The organism is Occallatibacter sp. (assembly GCF_049802275.1).
Lineage (GTDB): Bacteria > Acidobacteriota > Terriglobia > Terriglobales > Acidobacteriaceae > Telmatobacter.
This window is the reverse complement of record NZ_JBARMD010000745.1, coordinates 1-5017: the sequence shown is the minus strand read 5'-3', so window position 1 is coordinate 5017 and position 5017 is coordinate 1. Positions and strand designations below refer to the sequence as shown.

Sequence of the window (5017 nt, the reverse complement as noted above, 5' to 3'; positions counted from 1 at the left end):
AACCGCGTAAACAACGATGCGGAGCAGGCTCCGTCAAAGCACTTATCGTGATAGAAGACTTTAACCCGCAACTGCCACAACTCCTTGAGCCAGAATCCGGTAGAGCCGGAAGATTAAGAATCATGCGGCTGGCTCATTAAGTCAAGGAGCCGGAATAGGGAAGCTGAAGCAAGGAATTGACTTGAACCCAGGCTCCTGCTCATTCGTATGGATACTCCAGTAGAATTCTCTCCAAACGAGATCGCGACAACTGCGACAATCGCAACCATCCTTTCAAGGAGCAACCATGGATCCGGAGACCGAGCAAACTCATTCCGCGCTCGAACCTACCCAACCAGGCCCACATGACTCGATGTACCCGGACTTGCCAAAACAAGATTCCGAGGAGCCTTACCGCGGCCTGCGATGGATCTTCATTGGCCCCCAGGGACTGCGCGCCGGCTGGTCTATCTTGCTCGTCGTGTCTCTGCTTGCCCTCCTGGGCAAGGTATCGTCCTACGTGATCCGCAAGTGGCATCTGGTGACGGCGGGAACCGGATTCGGCCCCAAACAGGCCTTCTACGGCGAACTTTTCGAACTGATCCTGCTTACTGCCTGCGTCGCCATCGTCGCCGCCATCGAGCACCGCACCATCCTCGACTACAACCTGCGGGGGCCTCACCGTGTGAGGCACTTCTTCAGTGGCCTGGTGGTTGGCTTTGCCGCCTTGTCGGTACTTGTGGGAGCAATGGCCTGGGGTGGGTGGCTCCACTTCGGCCCTGTCGCTCTGCAGGGCTCGCAAATCTTCAAGTACGCAGCGGTATGGGGTGCTGTCTTTCTTCTTGTCGGTTGCTTTGAAGAAGGCTCGATGCGCTGCTACCTGCAGTACACGCTGACGCGCGGCATCAACTTCTGGTGGGCCGCCGGCCTCATCGCCCTGATGTGCGGCTCTCTCATCATGAGAACCAGGGGCAATGGCGCGTGGGGTGTCTATGTGATCACCCTGCTCGGCGTGGGCCCCTGCCTTTTGCTGCATCTGAATAAAGCGCCAAGCTCCGGCTTCTGGCAGGCAGCCTGGCTGACTTCAACACTTTTTGGATTCGGCCACACCGGCAACAATGGCGAAAACTGGATCGGCATCTTCGCGGCCGCATTCATAGGTTTCGTATTCTGTGTCAGCATCTGGCTGACCGGATCGGCCTGGTGGGCCATTGGTTGCCACGCTGCATGGGACTGGGCGGAAACCTACTTCTATGGCACGGCCGACAGCGGGATGGTGGCCTCTGGACACTTCCTCAGCACCAGGACCGGCGGCAATCCGCTGTGGAGCGGAGGCGCCGACGGACCCGAAGGCAGCCTGCTGATTATCCCGATTGTGCTGCTCCTGCTGGCGTGGCTGGTCGTCATCTATCGTCGGCCCGGACCTGCTCAAATTTCCGCGAATCCCGTGAGGGAACAGTTAGCAAGCTGAAGTGAACGTATGCGAAGGCGGATGTGATCGAATTGCGCCACGACGACGGCTCGCACTGAAATAACGGGGTGGGAATGATGATCACCACGTGAAACGGGTTCTGCACGCTCAGAACCACCACAGCGTTATTCTGTAGTTGACCCATGTCGGAATCCCACGCAGCCAACTTAGCATCTGGAGCCTATCCTGCGGCGGAACCACGTCGCCGGAAACGCCGCTGGCCCAGATATGTCTTCTTCACTGCCGCGTGGCTGGTGGCGATCCTCGTTGCGCTAGCCGCCGTTGGAATCCTCTGGCTCCGTTCCGCCGCAAAGGCCGCGCTTCCGGTCCTCGATGGCGACATTCATTTTGCATCGCAAAGCGCACCGGCGCTCTCCGCCCCTGTCACCATCCGTCGCGATCAGCACGGCGTTCCCCACATCGACGCAGCGACGCAAGAGGACATGTTCGTCGCGCAGGGTTACGTCACTGCGCAGGATCGCCTTTGGCAGATGGATGCTTACCGCCGCAGTGCCAACGGCGAACTGGCCGAGGTGATGGGTCCCTCATTGCTGCGCCACGACAAGGCTCAGCGCATGTTCCAGTTTCGCAATACCGCGCATCGCATCTATGCAAACCTGGCGCCGGAAGAGCGCGCCCGCTACGAAGCCTATGCGCGCGGCGTAAATCTCTACATCACGCAGCACCAGGATTCGTTGCCGCCGGAGTTCCACTTGCTGCACTACAAGCCGCAGCCATGGACCGGAGTCGACTGCATCAGCATCGGAATGATGATGGTCGACATGCTCGACACGCACTGGTACACCAAGCTCTCGCGCGAGCGCATTGCCGCCAGACTTCACAGTCCCAAGCTTGAGTCCGATCTCTACCCCGTGGGTTCGTGGCGTGACCATCCCCCCACCGGCGAATTGCTCGACCTTAGCCAACCGCATCCTCAGCCGCCTTCTACCAGCGACGACGAGGACGACGAGCGCACCCAGACCCTCGCCGTTCCAAGCACAGATCTCGACGCGCTCCGCGATCTGCCTGGCCAACGCGCCTGTGACGGCTGCACACCGGGTTCCAACAACTGGGTTATCGCCGGCAAACATACAGCGAGCGGAAAACCGCTGCTCTCGAACGATATGCACCTCGGCCTCAACGTGCCGAACATCTGGTATATGGCCGACCTGCGCGCACCCGGCTTCCACGCCGCCGGAGTCACCCTGCCTGGAATGCCCTTCGTGATAGCCGGACACAACGAGCATGTCGCCTGGGGATTCACCGCCCTCTATGCCGATGTTCAGGACCTCTACATCGAGAAGCTTGATGGAAAAGGCAACTTCCAGGTTGCAGATGGGAACTGGCACACGCTCAATGTCGATCACGAAACCATCCATGTACGCGGACGCAAAGACGTCAACTACGACGTGCGCCTCACTAACCATGGTCCGCTGCTTGATCCCGTCTTCACCAGGGATCCCCGTGCCATCGCTCTCAAGTGGGCGCTCTACGACACTACCTTGAATTCGATTCCGGTTTACGCTCTCGACACGGCATCGAACTGGACCGACTTCTCGTCGGCGCTTTCCCAATGGAACTGGCCCACACAAAACGTCGTTTACTCCGACGACCAGGGTCACATCGGATACCACGCAGTCGGCCGTATACCGCTTCGGCCCGCAGGACTGGCCAACATGCCCATTACAGATACCGCGCATGAGTGGCAGGGCTACATCCCCTTCGACGACATGCCCAACGCCTTTGACCCTCCATCCGGATTTCTGGCCACTGCTAACTCCCAAGTCACGACCGACAAGTCGAAATACCCGCTCACCAACGAATGGGCCGACCCCTACCGCATCGAGCGCATCTACAAGCTTCTGCAAGGCCGCGACCAGCTCAAGCCCGCCGACATGCTCGCGGTCCAGACTGACATCTACAGCGAGATGGACCAGGAACTCGGCCATCGCCTCTCCTACGCGATTGACCACACCGCGAACGCCGACGACAAACTCCGCAAAGCCGCGGACCTGATGCGCAGTTGGGATGGCCACCTTTCCATCGATTCCGCCGCTGCCTCGCTCGTCACGCGGACCCGCTACACGCTGCGTACCATGCTGCTGGAGCCCAAACTTGGCAAAGACGATGCCGAACACTACCAGTGGTCCGAATCCAATTTCGCTGAAGAGGAGATCGTGATGCACGCCAGCCCCGACTGGCTTCCTCCGGCCTACAAAGACTGGGACGCCTTCCTTGCCGACGCCGTGCGCCGCGCTATGAAAGATGGCAACGCGCCTACTGACGTCAGCAAATGGAATTACGGTTCCTGGCATGTCGTTGACATCGAGCACCCGCTTGCCAGCTTCCTGCCGTTCATCAGTCGCATCGCCGGCACTGGCCCCCAGCCGCTTAGCGGCGACACAATAACCGTCAAACAGGTGGGCCTTGCGTTCGGTCCTTCGCAGCGCTTCACCATGGACTGGAGCAACATCGATGGCTCGACCGAAGACATCGTCCTGGGTGAAAGCGGCAACCCCTATAGCCCCTATTTCCGCGACCAGTGGGACGACTACTACAACGGCCGCACCTTCGCGTTGCCCTTCACTCCCGCCGCAGTAGCCGCCAACACGCAACACACCCTGCGCCTGCTGCCATGAAAGATCAGGGATCAGAGATCAGCGATCAGGGATCAGTTACGTCTTCGAGCAGCAGGAACCGGGTGCCCTGGGTCTCGAATTTGAAACCTGGGAACCAGAATCCGATCCACTGGCGCCGCTTTCTCGGTCCTGCGATCATCTGCCTCGCTGCTCTCATCGCCACATCTCCCGACCTCATTCGAAACACCTCCTGTGGCCACGACTTCGACTTCCATCTCGCCTCGTGGCTCGACGCGGCCGCCAGCTGGCGTCATGGCATCTTCTATCCACACTGGGCGCCCAGTCCCAACTACGGCGCAGGCGAGCCGCGTTTCGTCTTCTATCCGCCTCTTACCTGGATGCTCGGCGCGGCACTCGGCTTGATCTTCCCATGGAAAGGCGTTGAACTCGCCATTCTGTGTAGCTTCCTCGCCGCAACCGGCCTCGCCACACGCATGCTTGCCCGGCAAGCGCTTTCCGATGGACCTGCGACGCTCGCCGGATGCGCCGCGCTCTTCTCCGGCTATTCGATGTTTACCGCCTACGAGCGCTCCGCCTTCGGAGAACTCGCCGGCGGATTTTGGATCCCGCTGCTGCTGCTGCTCGTCTTCCGCGATCGCAATTCGCACGCATCCGTGTGGCGTCGCGCCCTTGACGGCTCGGCCGTGTTGCTCGCCCTCGTCGTCGCAGGAGCCTGGCTCTCCAACGCACCCCTGGGCGTGATGGCCAGCTATCTTCTGGCTCCGGTCGCACTCACGGTCGCGATCCTTCAGCGTTCATGGGCGCCGATTCTGCGATCGGTAGTTGCCGTCACTCTAGGTCTCGGACTCTCCGCGATTTATCTTGTTCCTGCCGCCGTCGAGCAGCACTGGGTGCAGATCCGCCAGGCCACCGACGATCCCGGCCTCGCCATCGAAAACAGCTTTCTGTTCGGCCACCACACCGACCC

General features: G+C 60.2%; 3 protein-coding genes. All 3 read left to right on the top strand.

The window, feature by feature from the left end; translation table 11 throughout:
- Window positions 1-364 precede the first annotated feature (364 nt).
- Complete coding sequence (locus WA354_RS25070) at window positions 365-1450, top strand: lysostaphin resistance A-like protein (RefSeq protein WP_472815762.1); 1086 nt, start codon at window positions 365-367, stop codon at window positions 1448-1450.
- A 143-nt stretch (window positions 1451-1593) separates the two neighbouring features.
- Complete coding sequence (locus tag WA354_RS25065; protein ID WP_472815761.1) at window positions 1594-4089, top strand: penicillin acylase family protein; 2496 nt, start codon at window positions 1594-1596, stop codon at window positions 4087-4089.
- Window positions 4090-4151: 62 nt separating this feature from the next.
- Window positions 4152-5017: hypothetical protein (locus tag WA354_RS25060; protein ID WP_472815760.1), on the top strand; the 866-nt coding region annotated here is incomplete at its 3' end.